Raw genomic sequence first — 15,510 nt, forward strand, 5'->3', positions numbered from 1 at the left:
TAATGCTGGACGTCAACTTCTTCGACGAGCTCCGGATCGGCCTCGCCACCGCCGACGACATCCGCCAGTGGTCCCACGGCGAGGTGAAGAAGCCGGAGACGATCAACTACCGAACCCTCAAGCCCGAAAAGGACGGACTCTTCTGCGAGAAGATCTTCGGTCCGACGCGGGACTGGGAGTGCTACTGCGGCAAGTACAAGCGGGTGCGCTTCAAGGGCATCATCTGTGAGCGCTGTGGCGTCGAGGTGACTCGCGCCAAGGTGCGTCGTGAGCGGATGGGCCACATCGAGCTCGCCGCTCCGGTCACTCACATCTGGTACTTCAAGGGCGTTCCGTCGCGGCTGGGCTACCTGCTCGACCTCGCCCCGAAGGACCTCGAGAAGGTCATCTACTTCGCGGCGTACATGATCACGCAGGTCGACGCCGAGATGCGCGACCGGGACCTTCCCTCCCTCGAGGCGAAGATCTCCGTCGAGCGTCAGCACGTCGAGCAGCGTCGTGACGCCGACATCGAGGCCCGGCAGAAGAAGCTCGAAGCCGACCTGGCCGAGCTCGAGGCCGCCGGGGCCAAGGGTGACCAGCGCCGCAAGGTCCGCGAGGGCGCCGACCGCGAGATGCGTCAGCTCCGCGACCGGGCCCAGCGCGAGCTCGACCGGCTCGACGAGGTCTGGAGCCGCTTCAAGAACCTCAAGGTCCAGGACCTCGAGGGCGACGAGCTGCTCTACCGCGAGATGCGCGACCGTTTCGGCCGCTACTTCAAGGGCGGCATGGGCGCGCAGGCGATCCAGGACCGTCTGGTCAACTTCGACCTCGACCAGGAGGCCGAGAACCTCCGCGAGACGATCCGCAGCGGCAAGGGCCAGAAGAAGGCCCGCGCCCTGAAGCGTCTCAAGGTCGTGGCGGCGTTCCTGCAGACCCGCAACTCGCCCGCGGGCATGGTGCTCGACTGCATCCCGGTGATCCCGCCGGACCTGCGCCCGATGGTCCAGCTCGACGGTGGCCGTTTCGCCACCTCCGACCTGAACGACCTCTACCGGCGAGTGATCAACCGCAACAACCGCCTCAAGCGGCTTCTCGACCTCGGCGCCCCCGAGATCATCGTCAACAACGAGAAGCGCATGCTCCAGGAGGCCGTCGACGCGCTGTTCGACAACGGCCGTCGTGGCCGCCCGGTGACGGGCCCCGGCAACCGGCCCCTGAAGTCCCTCAGCGACATGCTGAAGGGCAAGCAGGGTCGTTTCCGTCAGAACCTGCTCGGTAAGCGAGTCGACTACTCCGGCCGTTCGGTCATCGTCGTCGGCCCGCAGCTGAAGCTGCACCAGTGCGGTCTGCCCAAGCAGATGGCGCTGGAGCTGTTCAAGCCGTTCGTGATGAAGCGCCTGGTCGACCTGAACCACGCGCAGAACATCAAGAGCGCCAAGCGCATGGTCGAGCGGGCCCGTCCGGTCGTGTGGGACGTGCTCGAAGAGGTCATCACCGAGCACCCGGTGCTGCTGAACCGCGCGCCGACCCTGCACCGCCTGGGCATCCAGGCCTTCGAGCCGCAGCTGGTCGAGGGCAAGGCCATCCAGATCCACCCGCTCGTCTGCACGGCGTTCAACGCCGACTTCGACGGCGACCAGATGGCCGTGCACCTTCCGCTGTCGTCCGAGGCCCAGGCCGAGGCGCGCATCCTGATGCTGTCGACCAACAACATCCTGAAGCCCGCCGACGGCAAGCCCGTGACGATGCCCACCCAGGACATGGTCATCGGCCTCTACTCCCTCACCACCCAGGCCGACACGGCCGTGGGCGAGGGACGGGTGTTCTCGTCGGTCTCCGAGGCCATGATGGCCTTCGACCGTCACGAGCTCGACCTGCAGGCCCAGATCAAGGTCCGCCTGAAGGACGTCGCCCCGCCGCGTGGCTGGGAGGCCCCCGAGGGCTGGGAGGCCGGCGACCCGCTGCGCCTGGAGACCACGCTCGGCCGCTGCCTGTTCAACAACACGCTGCCCGCGAACTACCCGTTCGTGAACTACCAGGTCGGCAAGAAGCAGCTGTCCGCGATCGTCAACGAGCTGGCCGAGACCTACCCCAAGGTCGAAGTGGCCAACGCGCTCGACGCCCTCAAGGACGCCGGTTTCTACTGGGCCACCCGCGCCGGTGTGACCATCTCGATCGACGACGTCATCGCGCCTCCGAACAAGGCGACGATCATGGAGTCGTACGAGAAGCAGGCCGACAAGGTCCAGCGCGAGTACGACCGCGGTCTGATCACCGACGAGGAGCGCCGTCAGGAGCTCATCGAGATCTGGACCAAGGCCACGAGCGACGTGACCCAGGACATGCAGGACGCGTTCTCCAAGACCAACCCGATCTGGATGATGGTCCAGTCGGGCGCTCGAGGAAACCTCATGCAGGTCCGCCAGATCGCCGGCATCCGCGGCCTGGTGTCCAACACCAAGGGTGAGACGATCCCGCGTCCGATCAAGTCCTCCTTCCGCGAGGGCCTGTCGGTGCTGGAGTACTTCATCTCCACCCACGGTCAGCGAAAGGGTCTGGCCGACACCGCCCTGCGTACCGCCGACTCGGGTTACCTGACCCGTCGTCTGGTGGACGTCGCCCAGGACGTCATCGTGCGCGAGATCGACTGCGGCACCGACCGCGCGGTCCCGCTGCACACCGGTGAGCGCGACTCGTCGGGCACCCTGGTCAAGGCGGAGAACGCCGAGTCGAACATCCACGGCCGCATCCTGGCCGAGGACGTCGAGGTCGACGGCAAGCTCATCGCCGCGGTCGGCACCGACATCAACGACATCACCGTCACCGCGCTGGTCGAGGCCGGCATCGAGACGGTCCGCACCCGCAGCACGCTGGTGTGCGAGGCCAAGATCGGTGTCTGCGCGACCTGCTACGGCCGCTCGCTGGCCACCGGCAAGCTCGTCGACGTCGGCGAGGCGGTCGGCATCATCGCCGCCCAGTCGATCGGTGAGCCCGGCACCCAGCTGACGATGCGTACCTTCCACACCGGTGGTGTGGCGGGCGCCGACATCACCCACGGTCTGCCGCGTGTCCAGGAGCTCTTCGAGGCCCGCGTCCCCAAGGGTGTGGCCCCGATCTCCGAGGTCACCGGCCGGGTCCGCATCGACGAGACCGACAAGACCCGCAAGATCGTCATCACTCCCGACGACGGTTCCGAGGAGATCGCCTACCCGGTCTCCATGCGGTCGCGGCTCCAGGTCTCCGAGGGTCAGCACATCGACGTGGGTCACCAGCTCATCGCCGGTGCCCGCAACCCCAACGAGGTGCTGCGCATCCTCGGCCCGCGTCAGGTCCAGCTCCACCTCGTCGAAGAGGTGCAGCAGGTCTACCGGTCGCAGGGTGTGTCGATCCACGACAAGCACATCGAGGTCATCGTCCGTCAGATGCTCAAGCGCGTGAACGTGCTGGAGTCGGGCGACGCCGACATGCTGCCCGGTGAGCTGGTCGAGCGTCCGCGGTTCGAGCGCATCAACCGTGAGTGCGTCGCCGAGGGCGGGCAGCCGGCCTCCGGCCGTCCGGTCCTGATGGGTATCACCAAGGCGTCGCTGGCCACCGAGTCGTGGCTGTCGGCGGCGTCCTTCCAGGAGACCACGCGGGTCCTGACCGACGCGGCGATCCACGCCAAGTCGGACAGCCTGCTCGGCCTCAAGGAGAACGTCATCATCGGTAAGCTCATCCCGGCCGGAACTGGCATGCCCCAGTACCGCAACATCCGGGTCGAGCCGACCGAGGAGGCCAAGGCCGCGATGTACACGGTTGGCGGCTACGACGGCTCCGCGTCCGACTACACCTTCGGTTCGGGCAGCGGCGAGGCCGTCCCGCTGGAGGAGTACGACTTCGGTCAGTACGGCCGCTAGTCACCTCGGCATCAGCAAGGTTTCACCTGGAAGCCCGGCCTCGGCCGGGCTTCCGGCATTTTCACTTGTCTACGTCCGCTATAGTTGATACGGACTCAATCACGGCCTGCGTTTGAAAGGCGGGCCGCGGGACTCACAAGCACGAATCCCGACGACCCATATACGCGACCGTTTTGACGTGTCGCTACCGGCTGGGTAGTCTTCTCTTTCGTGCCCATGGGTTCATGGGCCCAACACGCGTGCGCGCAGCTGAAGAAGCGAAGCGCGCCGTGTGCCCCTGGTTCCCGATTTCCAGGTCCGGGGTGTTGCGTCATCAGTACGCGACACGCCCGACCGCGTGGGTCGGCGGAGAGGGAAAACCAGCAGGTCATGACACCGGCAGTACCTGCGAAAAGCATGTTCTCGAATCACCGGCCAAGGCACGAAACGGAGTTGTTGTAGTGCCCACGATTCAGCAGTTGGTCCGAAAGGGCCGGCAGGACAAGGTCTCCAAGACCAAGACTCCTGCGCTCAAGGGCAGCCCTCAGCGGCGCGGGGTCTGCACCCGCGTTTACACCACCACCCCGAAGAAGCCGAACTCGGCTCTTCGTAAGGTCGCGCGTGTTCGCCTGACCAACGGCATCGAAGTCACCGCCTACATTCCGGGCGTCGGTCACAACCTCCAGGAGCACAGCATCGTGCTCGTTCGTGGCGGTCGTGTGAAGGACCTCCCCGGCGTTCGTTACAAGATCATTCGCGGTTCGCTGGACACCCAGGGCGTCCGCAACCGTAAGCAGGCCCGCTCCCGCTACGGCGCCAAGAAGGAGAAGAAGTAATGCCTCGCAAGGGTTCTCCTGGCCGCCGCCAGCTCATGGCCGACCCGGTTTTCAACTCGCCGCTGGTCACCGCCCTGATCAACAAGGTTCTCCTCGACGGCAAGCGCTCGATCGCCCAGTCGATCGTGTACGGCGCCCTCGAAGGCTGCAAGGACAAGACCGGTAACGACCCGGTCGTCACGCTGAAGCGCGCCCTGGACAACGTGAAGCCGACCCTCGAGGTCCGCAGCCGCCGTGTCGGTGGCGCGACCTACCAGGTCCCGGTCGAGGTCCGCGCCGCGCGCAGCACCACGCTGGCCCTCCGCTGGCTGGTGCAGTACTCGCGTGCACGTCGCGAGAAGACCATGACCGAGCGCCTCATGAACGAGCTCCTCGACGCCAGCAACGGCCTCGGGGCGAGCGTGAAGAAGCGCGAGGACACCCACAAGATGGCCGAGTCCAACAAGGCCTTCGCCCACTACCGCTGGTAGTCGGCGGAATTTCGACGAGACGACGAGGACGCGAGAGAAGTGGCGACCACGCTTGACCTGGCCAAGGTCCGCAACATCGGGATCATGGCCCACATCGACGCGGGCAAGACCACCACGACCGAGCGCATCCTGTTCTACACCGGTATCAACTACAAGATCGGTGAAGTCCACGAGGGCGCTGCCACGATGGACTGGATGGAGCAGGAGCAGGAGCGCGGCATCACGATCACGTCTGCCGCGACGACCTGTGAGTGGCTCGGCCACACCATCAACATCATCGACACGCCCGGACACGTCGACTTCACCATCGAGGTGGAGCGCTCGCTCCGCGTCCTCGACGGTGCCGTCGCGGTGTTCGACGGTGTCGCCGGGGTGGAGCCGCAGTCGGAGACGGTCTGGCGTCAGGCCGACCGCTACGAAGTACCGCGGATCTGCTTCGTCAACAAGATGGACCGCGTCGGCGCGGAGTTCCACCGCTGCGTCGACATGATGATCAGCCGGCTGGCCGCGACCCCCGCGGTCATCCAGCTGCCCTGGGGCGTCGAGGCCGACTTCAAGGGCGTCATCGACCTGGTCCAGATGAAGGGCCTGATCTGGAGCGCCGAGGCCGCGAAGGGGGAGATGTACGACGTCGTCGACATCCCCGCCGACCACGCCGAGGTCGCCCGTGAGTGGCGCGACAAGCTGGTCGAGACCGTGGCCGAGAACGACGACGAGCTCATGGAGCTCTTCCTCGAGGGCGTCGAGCCCAGCGAGGAGCAGCTGATCGCGGCCATCCGCCGCGCCACGCTGAAGAGCGTCATCAACCCGGTCCTGTGCGGCACCGCGTTCAAGAACAAGGGCGTGCAGCCCCTGCTCGACGCGATCGTCGCCTACCTCCCCGCGCCCACCGACGTCGCGGCCTTCAAGGGCCACGCGGTCGGCGACGAGGAGAAGGTCATCGAGCGCAAGCCGGACGCCTCCGAGCCGTTCTCCGCCCTCGCGTTCAAGATCATGAGCGACCCCCACCTGGGCAAGCTCACCTACATCCGCCTTTACTCCGGCACCCTTGAATCCGGCACGACCGTGATCAACTCGGTGAAGGGGAAGAAGGAGCGGATCGGCAAGATCTACCAGATGCACGCCAACAAGCGTGAAGAGCGTCCGTCCGCGGTCGCCGGGTCGATCGTCGCGGTGATGGGTCTCAAGGACACCACCACCGGCGACACGCTGTCCGACATCCAGAACCAGGTCGTCCTCGAGTCGATGACGTTCCCGGCGCCGGTCATCAGCGTCGCGATCGAGCCGAAGACCAAGGGCGACCAGGAGAAGCTCGGCACCGCGATCCAGCGTCTGGCGGAGGAGGACCCGTCCTTCCAGGTCCGCCGCGACGAGGAGACCGGCCAGACCGTGATCCACGGCATGGGCGAGCTCCACCTGGAGATCCTGGTCGACCGCATGCGCCGCGAGTTCAAGGTCGAGGCCAACGTCGGTCGTCCCCAGGTCGCGTACCGCGAGACGATCCGCCGCAAGGTGGAGAAGATCGACTACACGCACAAGAAGCAGACCGGTGGTTCCGGCCAGTTCGCCAAGGTCCTCATCGACCTCGAGCCGCTGGGCGAGGGCAACGACGGTTACGAGTTCTCCAACAAGGTCACCGGTGGCCGCATCCCGCGGGAGTACATCCCGTCGGTCGACGCGGGCGCCCAGCAGGCCGCCGAGTTCGGTGTCCTCGCGGGTTACCCGATGGTGGGCGTGAAGGTCACCCTCCAGGACGGCGCGTACCACGAGGTCGACTCGTCCGAAATGGCCTTCAAGATGGCCGGCTCGATGGTCTTCAAGGAGGCCGCGCGCCGCGCCGACCCCGTTCTCCTCGAACCGATGATGGCCGTCGAGGTCACCACGCCCGAGGACTACATGGGTGACGTCATCGGCGACCTCAACGGTCGTCGCGGGCAGATCCAGGCCATGGACGAGCGGGCCGGTGCCCGTGTCGTCAAGGCACTTGTTCCGCTCTCTGAGATGTTCGGCTACGTGGGCGACCTCCGTAGCAAGACGCAGGGGCGCGCGAGCTACAGCATGCAGTTCGACTCCTACGCGGAAGTGCCCCCGGGCATCGCCAAGGAGATCGTCGCGAAGGTCCGCGGCGAGTAATTCCGTCGCTAACCACCGGCCGCGCGAGCGGCCGGTGGGACCTGGCGAATGAAGTCAGTCAGAAATCTCTAAGGAGACAGACCAGTGGCCAAGGCCAAGTTCGAGCGGAACAAGCCGCACGTGAACATCGGCACCATTGGGCACATCGACCACGGCAAGACGACTCTGACCGCGGCGATCACCAAGGTGCTTCACGACCGTTTCCCGGCGATCAACGAGGCGACTCCTTTCGACAAGATCGACAAGGCGCCCGAAGAGAAGGCTCGTGGCATCACGATCTCGATCGCCCACGTCGAGTACCAGACTGAGAAGCGCCACTACGCGCACGTCGACTGCCCTGGTCACGCCGACTACGTCAAGAACATGATCACGGGTGCCGCTCAGATGGACGGCGCGATCCTGGTCGTGGCCGCCACCGACGGCCCGATGCCGCAGACCAAGGAGCACGTGCTCCTGGCCCGCCAGGTCGGCGTGCCCTACATCGTTGTCGCCCTGAACAAGGCCGACATGGTGGACGACGAGGAGATCCTGGAGCTCGTCGAGCTCGAGGTCCGCGAGCTGCTCTCGGCTCAGGAGTTCCCCGGCGACGACCTGCCCGTCGTCCGCGTCTCGGCGCTGAAGGCGCTCGAGGGCGACGAGAAGTGGGGCGACTCGATCATCGAGCTCATGACCGCGGTGGACGACAACGTGCCGGAGCCGGTCCGTATGATCGACCGCCCGTTCCTGATGCCGATCGAGGACGTCTTCTCGATCACCGGCCGTGGCACCGTCGTGACCGGTCGTATCGAGCGCGGCATCGTCAAGGTCAACGAGACCGTCGACATCATCGGTATCAAGGAGAAGCACACCACGACGACCGTCACCGGCGTCGAGATGTTCCGCAAGCTCCTCGACGAGGGCCAGGCGGGCGACAACGTCGGTCTGCTCCTCCGTGGCATCAAGCGTGAGGACGTCGAGCGCGGCCAGTGCATCATCAAGCCGGGCACGACCACCCCGCACACCGAGTTCGAGGCCCAGGTCTACATCCTGAGCAAGGACGAGGGCGGCCGCCACACGCCGTTCTTCAACAACTACCGTCCGCAGTTCTACTTCCGTACGACTGACGTGACCGGTGTTGTGAACCTGCCCGAGGGCACCGAGATGGTCATGCCCGGTGACAACACCGAGATGACCGTCCAGCTGATCCAGCCCATCGCCATGGAAGACGGCCTCAAGTTCGCCATCCGTGAGGGTGGCCGTACGGTCGGCGCCGGCAACGTGGTCAAGATCATCAAGTAGTACCCGATGGCCGGGTCCTCAGGGGCCCGGCCATCACATTGCACGACCCACTGCTCCACCTGCCGTGATCCCGCAGCCGCTTCGGAACCCCGAAGTGACTGCCGGATCACGGACACATAGCGGCAACCTGCCGCACGTTACTTGTTCAGACGACAGCGAAGGACACCGAGGCCATTATGGCGGGACAGAAGATCCGCATTCGGCTCAAGGCCTATGACCACGAGGTCATCGACAGCTCGGCCAAGAAGATCGTCGAGACGGTGACGCGTACGGGCGCCAAGGTCGCGGGCCCGGTGCCCCTGCCGACCGAGAAGAACGTGTACTGCGTGATCCGTTCGCCGCACAAGTACAAGGACAGCCGCGAGCACTTTGAGATGCGTACGCACAAGCGGCTGATTGACATCATCGACCCGACGCCCAAGACCGTCGACTCGCTCATGCGGCTCGACCTGCCTGCCGGCGTCGACATCTCGATCAAGCTCTGAGGGAACGCACTGACATGGCTAACCAGATCAAGGGCGTCCTGGGCAAGAAGCTCGGCATGACCCAGGTCTTCGACGAGGGCAACCGGATCGTTCCGGTCACCGTCGTGGAGGCCGGTCCGTGCGTGGTGACCCGGGTCCGCACTCCGGAGCGCGACGGCTACAGCGCCGTTCAGCTCGGCTTCGGCCAGATCGACCCGCGCAAGGTGAACAAGCCCCTGGGCGACTACCTGCGCAAGCACGACATCACCCCGCGCCGCTTCTTCGTCGAGGTCCGCACCGACGACGCCTCCGAGTACACGCTCGGCCAGGAAGTCACCGCCGGCACCTTCGAGGCCGGCCAGTTCGTGGACGTCACCGGTAAGAGCAAGGGCAAGGGCTTCGCTGGTGTCATGAAGCGCCACGGCTTCAAGGGCCTGGGCGCTTCGCACGGTACCCAGCGCAAGCACCGCTCGCCCGGCTCCATCGGTGGCTGCGCCACCCCGGGCCGCGTCTTCAAGGGTCTGCGCATGGCCGGTCGGATGGGCAACGTCCGCACCACCATCCAGAGCCTGAAGGTGCACGCCGTCGACGCCGAGAAGGGCCTCATCCTGATCAAGGGTGCGATCCCCGGCGCGAACGGCAGCCTGGTCCTCATCCGCACCGCTGCCAAGAAGGGGGCTGCCAAGTGAGCACCATTGACGTCCTCGACGCGAGCGGCGCCAAGACCGGCGACAGCGTCGACCTGCCCGAGAGCATCTTCGGCGCCAAGGTCAACGTGCCGCTGATCCACCAGGTCGTCGTGGCCCAGCTGGCCGCGCGCCGTCAGGGTACGCACGCCACCAAGACCCGCGGCGACGTCCGCGGCGGTGGCAAGAAGCCGTACCGCCAGAAGGGCACCGGCCGCGCCCGTCAGGGTTCGACCCGCGCGCCGCAGTTCACCGGCGGTGGCGTCGTCCACGGTCCGCAGCCGCGCTCGTACGAGCAGCGCACGCCCAAGAAGATGAAGGCCGCGGCCCTGCGCCAGGCCCTGTCCGACCGGGCCGGCGGCAACCTCGTGCACGTCGTCAGCTCCCTGGTCAGCGGTGAGACGCCCAAGACCAAGAGCGCGCTCGAGGCGCTCCGCAAGATCACCGGCTCGCGCAGCGTGCTCGTGGTCGTCACGGAGCACGACGAGCTCACCTGGCTGAGCCTGCGCAACGCCCCGGAGGTCCACCTCCTGGACGCCGGCCAGCTCAACACGTACGACGTGCTGTGCAGCGACGCCATCGTCTTCACCAAGGACGCCTACGACGACGTCGTGGCGCGCCTGGAGAAGAGCGGGAAGGAAGACGCCTGATGGAAAAGATCACCGACCCGCGCGACATCATCATCAAGCCGATCGTCTCCGAGAAGAGCTACGGCCTGATCGACGAGCACAACAAGTACACCTTCCTGGTCAAGCAGGGTGTGAACAAGACGCAGGTGAAGATCGCGATCGAGCAGATCTTCGGCGTGAAGGTCACCGGCGTCAACACCATCAACCGCCAGGGCAAGCGCAAGCGCACCCGGTTCGGGTACGGCGAGCGTCCTGCCACCAAGCGGGCGATCGTGAGCCTCGCCGAGGGTGAGCGCATCGACATCTTCGGCCAGATCGGCTGAAAGCAGGTTAAGTAGCGGCCTGGCCGGGTCCCCGTCGAGAGACGGGGACTGAAGGCGGCCAGGCCCGCCGTGCCGGAGGCACGGCAATGAGACAGGGATGAACGAAAAAGATGGGCATCCGTAAATACAAGCCGACGACCCCGGGTCGACGCGGCGCGAGCGTCTCGGACTTCTCCGAGATCACGCGCAGCACGCCCGAGAAGTCGCTGCTTGCTCCCCTGCACAGCAAGGGCGGCCGCAACGTCCACGGGCGGGTCACCGCTCGTCACCAGGGCGGCGGCCACAAGCGGGCGTACCGGATCATCGACTTCCGACGCCACGACAAGGACGGGATCCCGGCCAAGGTCGCTCACATCGAGTACGACCCGAACCGCACCTCCCGCATCGCCCTGCTGCACTACGCCGATGGTGAGAAGCGCTACATCCTCGCGCCGACCGGCATCAAGCAGGGTGACCGCATCGAGAACGGCCCCGGGGCCGACATCAAGCCCGGCAACTGCCTGCCGCTCCGCAACATCCCGACCGGTACCTTCATCCACGCGGTGGAGCTCCGTCCGGGCGGTGGCGCCAAGCTCGGCCGCAGCGCCGGTGCGCAGATCCAGCTCCTCGCCAAGGAGGGCATGTACGCCACGCTGCGTATGCCGTCCGGTGAGATGCGCCAGGTCGACATCCGCTGCCGGGCGTCGATCGGCCAGGTCGGCAACGCCGAGCAGGCCAACATCAACTGGGGTAAGGCCGGCCGTATGCGGTGGAAGGGCAAGCGCCCGACCGTCCGTGGTGTCGCGATGAACCCGGTTGACCACCCGCACGGCGGTGGTGAGGGCAAGACCTCCGGTGGTCGCCACCCGGTGAACCCGAAGGGCAAGCCCGAGGGCCGCACCCGTCAGGCCAACAAGGCCAGCGACCGGCTGATCATCCGGCGTCGGAGCAAGAGGAAGAAGCGGTAGGAGCAGCCGAAATGCCACGTAGCCTTAAGAAGGGTCCCTTCGTGGACGACCACCTTCAGAAGAAGGTCGACGTCCAGAACGAGAAGGGCACCAAGAACGTCATCAAGACGTGGTCGCGGCGCTCCATGATCGTGCCCGACATGCTCGGACACACGATCGCCGTGCACGACGGCCGCAAGCACGTCCCGGTGTTCGTCACCGAGTCGATGATCGGTCACAAGCTCGGTGAGTTCGCGCCCACGCGGACCTTCCGCAGCCACGTCAAGGAAGACCGCCGCAGCCGGCGGTAAGCGTCCTTCGAAAAGCAATAGGAGACAGCGATGGAAGCCAGGGCACAGGCGCGGTACGCGCGCCACACGCCCCGGAAGGCCCGCCGCGTGGTGGACCTCATTCGCGGCCTGGGCGCTTCGGAGGCGCAGGCCGTGCTGCAGTTCGCGCCGCAGGCGGCGAGCGAGACCGTTTTCAAGGTCCTCTCGTCCGCTATCGCGAACGCGGAGCACAACTTCAAGCTCGACCGCGAAACGCTGGTCGTGAGCCGCGCGTGGGTCGATGAGGGCCCGACGCTCAAGCGGTTCCGCCCCCGCGCTCAGGGTCGCGCCTATCGGATCAACAAGCGGACCAGCCACATCACCGTGATCGTGGAGTCCCGCGAGCCGAAGGGGAGGGCCCGCTAGTGGGTCAGAAGGTTAACCCGCACGGGTTCCGCCTCGGCATCACGACCGACTTCAAGAGCCGGTGGTACGCCGACAAGCTCTACAAGTCGTACGTCGCCGAGGACGTGGCGATCCGTCGCATGCTGCAGAAGGGCATGGAGCGGGCCGGCATCTCCAAGGTCGAGATCGAGCGCACGACCGACCGCGTCCAGGTCGACATCCACACCGCCCGGCCGGGCATCGTCATCGGCCGTCGTGGTGCGGAGGCCGACCGCATCCGCGGCGACCTGGAGAAGCTGACCAAGAAGCAGGTTCAGCTCAACATCCTCGAGGTCAAGAACCCCGAGATCGACGCGCAGCTGGTCGCACAGGGTGTGGCCGAGCAGCTCTCCAGCCGTGTCTCGTTCCGTCGTGCCATGCGCAAGGCGATGCAGTCGGCGATGAAGAGCGGCGCCAAGGGCATCCGGGTCGCGTGCTCGGGTCGTCTGGGCGGCGCGGAAATGTCGCGTTCGGAGTTCTACCGCGAGGGCCGCGTGCCCCTGCACACGCTCCGCGCCGACATCGACTACGGCTTCTACGAGGCCAAGACGACCTTCGGCCGCATCGGCGTGAAGGTCTGGATCTACAAGGGCGAAGCCCCCACCTCGCGCGCCGAGCGTGAGGCCGCTGCAGCCGGCGCCCGCGCCGGTGGCCAGCGTCGCGACAACGACCGTCGTGGCGGTGGCGGCGGCGGCGCCGAGCGTCCCCGTCGTGGTGGCGGCGGCGACCGTCCGCGCCGTGGTGGCGCAGGTGCCGGTCGTGGTGACCGCGCCCCCCGCAATGAGGCGGCCGCTCAGGCCGCCCCCGAGACCGGCCCGGCGGAGCAGCCGGGTGCTGAAGGGAGCTGACCATGCTGATCCCGCGCAGGGTCAAGCACCGCAAGCAGCACCGGCCTGACCGCAGCGGTGCCGCCAAGGGCGGCACGCGGGTCGTGTTCGGCGAGTTCGGCATTCAGGCGCTTGAGCACTCTTACGTGACCAACCGCCAGATCGAGTCGGCTCGTATCGCCATGACCCGGCACATCCGCCGTGGCGGCAAGGTGTGGATCAACATCTACCCCGACCGTCCCCTCACCAAGAAGCCCGCGGAAACGCGCATGGGTTCCGGTAAGGGTTCGCCCGAGTGGTGGATCGCCAACGTCAAGCCCGGACGCGTCATGTTCGAGCTTTCCGGTGTGCCGGAGCAGATCGCCCGCGAGGCGATGCGCCGCGCCATCCACAAGCTCCCCATGAAGTGCCGGTTCGTCAAGCGTGAAGTGGGTGAGGCGTGATGGCTAAGGGCCTGACCGCCGGTGAGCTGCGCGTGGAGGACGGGGAGGTGCTCGTCCAGAAGCTCAAGGAGGCCAAGGAGGAGCTGTTCAACCTCCGCTTCCAGGCCGCGACCGGACAGTTGGAGAGCCACGGGCGGCTGCGCGCCGTCCGCCGCGAGATCGCCCGTATCTACACCGTGATGCGCGAGCGCGAGCTTGGAATCGTCACGGTCGAGAAGGAGCCGAGCGATGGCTGAAACAACTGAGAACGTCGAGACCACCGAGAAGAGCGCGCGGAACTACCGCAAGACCCGTGAGGGCCTGGTCGTCAGCGACAAGATGGACAAGACCGTCGTCGTCGCCGTCGAAGACCGCGTGAAGCACCCGCTGTACGGCAAGGTCATCCGCCGTACGACCAAGTACAAGGCCCACGACGAGGAGAACACCGCCGGTGTCGGCGACCGTGTCCTCCTCATGGAGACCCGTCCGCTGTCGGCGACCAAGCGCTGGCGAGTGGTCGAGGTCCTCGAGCGGGCCAAGTAATATAACGCGATCGCGCCTCGTGGGGGCCGTGCTTCGGCCCGGCCCCCATGACGGTGTCCAAGGAGCCTCTCGGAAGAGGGGTTCGCCCGCGGCGGCGGTCAGCTGATGGCTGGCGCCGAGGGACAAGACATGTAGGTTCGGCCAGGCTCGGGGTTCACCCCGAGAACCGGCTCGACACACCAGGAGTTCAGCTGTGATTCAGCAGGAGTCGCGACTCAAGGTCGCCGACAACACGGGTGCCAAGGAGATTCTCTGCATCCGCGTTCTCGGTGGCTCGGGGAGGCGCTACGCCGGGATCGGCGACATCATCGTCGCCACCGTCAAGGACGCCATTCCCGGTGGCGGTGTCAAGAAGGGTGACGTCGTCAAGGCGGTCATCGTGCGCACCGTCAAGGAGCGCCGCCGCCAGGACGGTTCGTACATCAAGTTCGACGAGAACGCCGCGGTCATCATCAAGGACAGCGGTGACCCCCGGGGCACGCGTATTTTCGGCCCGGTCGGCCGCGAGCTGCGTGACAAGAAGTTCATGCGCATCATCTCGCTCGCGCCGGAGGTGCTCTAAATGGGCAAGCTGCACGTGAAGAAGGGTGACCTGGTTCAGGTCATCGCGGGTAAGGACAAGGGCGCCAAGGGCCGGGTCATCGCCGCGCTGCCGTCCGAGGATCGTGTGATCGTCGCTGGCGTGAACATGATCAAGAAGCACTCGAAGGAGACCAACCAGGGTCCGCGCGGCGCCAAGGAAGGCGGCGTCACCACCCTGGAGGCCCCCATCCACGTGAGCAACGTCAAGAAGCTCAAGGATGACGAGAAGCCGAAGGACGAGGACGCCTGATGACTGCCCAGACCGCTGAGCGGGTTTCCCCCCGACTCAAGCAGAAGTACCGCGAGGAGATCGCGGCCCAGCTGCGCGAGCAGTTCGGCATCGAGAACGTCATGCTGATCCCCGGTCTCACCAAGATCAAGGTGAACATGGGTGTCGGCGAGGCCGCTCGCGACTCCAAGCTGATCGAGGGCGCCGTGCGCGACCTCACCGCCATCACCGGCCAGAAGCCGGCCGTCGTTCGCGCCCGCAAGTCGATCGCGCAGTTCAAGCTGCGTGAGGGCATGCCGATCGGCGCGCACGTCACGCTGCGTGGCGACCGCATGTGGGAGTTCCTCGACCGCCTGCTGTCGCTGGCCCTGCCGCGTATCCGCGACTTCCGCGGCCTGTCGCCCAAGCAGTTCGACGGGCACGGGAACTACACCTTCGGTCTCACCGAGCAGGTCATGTTCCACGAGATCGACCAGGACAAGGTCGACCGGCAGCGCGGTATGGACATCACGGTCGTCACGACCGCCCGCACTGATGACGAGGGCCGCGCGCTGCTGAAGCTGCTCGGTTTCCCGTTCAAGGAGGCCTGATC

At 66.2% G+C, this 15,510-nt stretch carries 19 protein-coding genes; all 19 read left to right on the forward strand.

What is annotated here, in order from left to right; genetic code table 11:
* Window positions 1-2: 2 nt before the first annotated feature.
* The 19 genes from ACYQ78_RS30900 (at window position 3) to rplE (ending at window position 15,508) form a co-directional block, all read left to right on the forward strand.
* Window positions 3-3,878 carry a DNA-directed RNA polymerase subunit beta' gene (locus tag ACYQ78_RS30900; RefSeq protein ID WP_459804481.1) on the forward strand — a complete coding sequence of 1,292 codons (3,876 nt, stop codon included), beginning with the start codon at window positions 3-5 and terminating at the stop codon, window positions 3,876-3,878.
* A 440-nt stretch (window positions 3,879-4,318) separates the two neighbouring features.
* A complete protein-coding gene (gene rpsL / locus ACYQ78_RS30905) occupies window positions 4,319-4,693 on the forward strand; it encodes a 30S ribosomal protein S12 (RefSeq protein WP_030451506.1) in 375 nt (124 codons plus the stop codon).
* Window positions 4,693-5,163, forward strand: coding sequence for a 30S ribosomal protein S7 (gene rpsG, locus ACYQ78_RS30910; RefSeq protein WP_061295231.1), 471 nt, complete (start codon window positions 4,693-4,695; stop codon window positions 5,161-5,163). Before rpsL ends, rpsG begins: the two co-directional genes overlap by 1 nt.
* Window positions 5,164-5,202: 39 nt before the next feature.
* Window positions 5,203-7,296, forward strand: a complete 2,094-nt coding sequence (fusA, locus tag ACYQ78_RS30915) for an elongation factor G (RefSeq protein ID WP_459804482.1) — start codon at window positions 5,203-5,205, stop codon at window positions 7,294-7,296.
* Between the two features lie 84 nt (window positions 7,297-7,380).
* Window positions 7,381-8,574 carry an elongation factor Tu gene (gene tuf, locus ACYQ78_RS30920; protein ID WP_459804483.1) on the forward strand — a complete coding sequence of 398 codons (1,194 nt, stop codon included), beginning with the start codon at window positions 7,381-7,383 and terminating at the stop codon, window positions 8,572-8,574.
* 176 nt (window positions 8,575-8,750) lie between these two features.
* Entirely contained in the window at window positions 8,751-9,059 is a 309-nt protein-coding gene (gene rpsJ, locus ACYQ78_RS30925; RefSeq protein WP_012887830.1) for a 30S ribosomal protein S10, read from the forward strand.
* A 14-nt stretch (window positions 9,060-9,073) separates the two neighbouring features.
* Complete coding sequence (rplC, locus tag ACYQ78_RS30930) at window positions 9,074-9,727, forward strand: 50S ribosomal protein L3 (protein ID WP_459804484.1); 654 nt, start codon at window positions 9,074-9,076, stop codon at window positions 9,725-9,727.
* Window positions 9,724-10,374 carry a 50S ribosomal protein L4 gene (rplD, locus tag ACYQ78_RS30935; RefSeq protein ID WP_459804485.1) on the forward strand — a complete coding sequence of 217 codons (651 nt, stop codon included), beginning with the start codon at window positions 9,724-9,726 and terminating at the stop codon, window positions 10,372-10,374. Before rplC ends, rplD begins: the two co-directional genes overlap by 4 nt.
* Complete coding sequence (gene rplW / locus ACYQ78_RS30940) at window positions 10,374-10,676, forward strand: 50S ribosomal protein L23 (protein WP_459804486.1); 303 nt, start codon at window positions 10,374-10,376, stop codon at window positions 10,674-10,676. Before rplD ends, rplW begins: the two co-directional genes overlap by 1 nt.
* A 110-nt stretch (window positions 10,677-10,786) precedes the next feature.
* A complete protein-coding gene (rplB, locus tag ACYQ78_RS30945) occupies window positions 10,787-11,623 on the forward strand; it encodes a 50S ribosomal protein L2 (RefSeq protein WP_030451499.1) in 837 nt (278 codons plus the stop codon).
* Between the two features lie 11 nt (window positions 11,624-11,634).
* Entirely contained in the window at window positions 11,635-11,913 is a 279-nt protein-coding gene (gene rpsS, locus ACYQ78_RS30950) for a 30S ribosomal protein S19 (protein WP_012887835.1), read from the forward strand.
* Between the two features lie 30 nt (window positions 11,914-11,943).
* Window positions 11,944-12,297 (forward strand): 50S ribosomal protein L22, encoded by a 354-nt coding sequence (gene rplV, locus ACYQ78_RS30955; protein ID WP_459804487.1) that lies wholly within the window; start codon window positions 11,944-11,946, stop codon window positions 12,295-12,297.
* The gene (gene rpsC, locus ACYQ78_RS30960; RefSeq protein ID WP_066368967.1) at window positions 12,297-13,163 is read left to right on the forward strand and encodes a 30S ribosomal protein S3; all 867 of its coding nucleotides are present in this window, start codon (window positions 12,297-12,299) and stop codon (window positions 13,161-13,163) included. The genes rplV and rpsC overlap by 1 nt, the downstream gene beginning before the upstream one ends.
* A gap of 2 nt (window positions 13,164-13,165) precedes the next feature.
* Window positions 13,166-13,585, forward strand: coding sequence for a 50S ribosomal protein L16 (gene rplP, locus ACYQ78_RS30965; protein ID WP_459804488.1), 420 nt, complete (start codon window positions 13,166-13,168; stop codon window positions 13,583-13,585).
* Window positions 13,585-13,821, forward strand: a complete 237-nt coding sequence (rpmC, locus tag ACYQ78_RS30970; protein WP_030451494.1) for a 50S ribosomal protein L29 — start codon at window positions 13,585-13,587, stop codon at window positions 13,819-13,821. The genes rplP and rpmC overlap by 1 nt, the downstream gene beginning before the upstream one ends.
* Window positions 13,814-14,107, forward strand: coding sequence for a 30S ribosomal protein S17 (gene rpsQ / locus ACYQ78_RS30975; protein WP_459804489.1), 294 nt, complete (start codon window positions 13,814-13,816; stop codon window positions 14,105-14,107). Before rpmC ends, rpsQ begins: the two co-directional genes overlap by 8 nt.
* Window positions 14,108-14,300: 193 nt before the next feature.
* Window positions 14,301-14,669, forward strand: a complete 369-nt coding sequence (rplN, locus tag ACYQ78_RS30980) for a 50S ribosomal protein L14 (protein WP_030451492.1) — start codon at window positions 14,301-14,303, stop codon at window positions 14,667-14,669.
* 9 nt (window positions 14,670-14,678) lie between these two features.
* Window positions 14,679-14,939, forward strand: coding sequence for a 50S ribosomal protein L24 (gene rplX / locus ACYQ78_RS30985; RefSeq protein ID WP_459804569.1), 261 nt, complete (start codon window positions 14,679-14,681; stop codon window positions 14,937-14,939).
* On the forward strand, window positions 14,939-15,508 hold the full coding sequence (gene rplE, locus ACYQ78_RS30990) for a 50S ribosomal protein L5 (protein ID WP_459804490.1): 570 nt from the start codon (window positions 14,939-14,941) through the stop codon (window positions 15,506-15,508). Before rplX ends, rplE begins: the two co-directional genes overlap by 1 nt.
* The last annotated feature ends 2 nt before the right edge of the window (window positions 15,509-15,510 follow it).

This window comes from Herbidospora sp. RD11066, assembly GCF_054661255.1.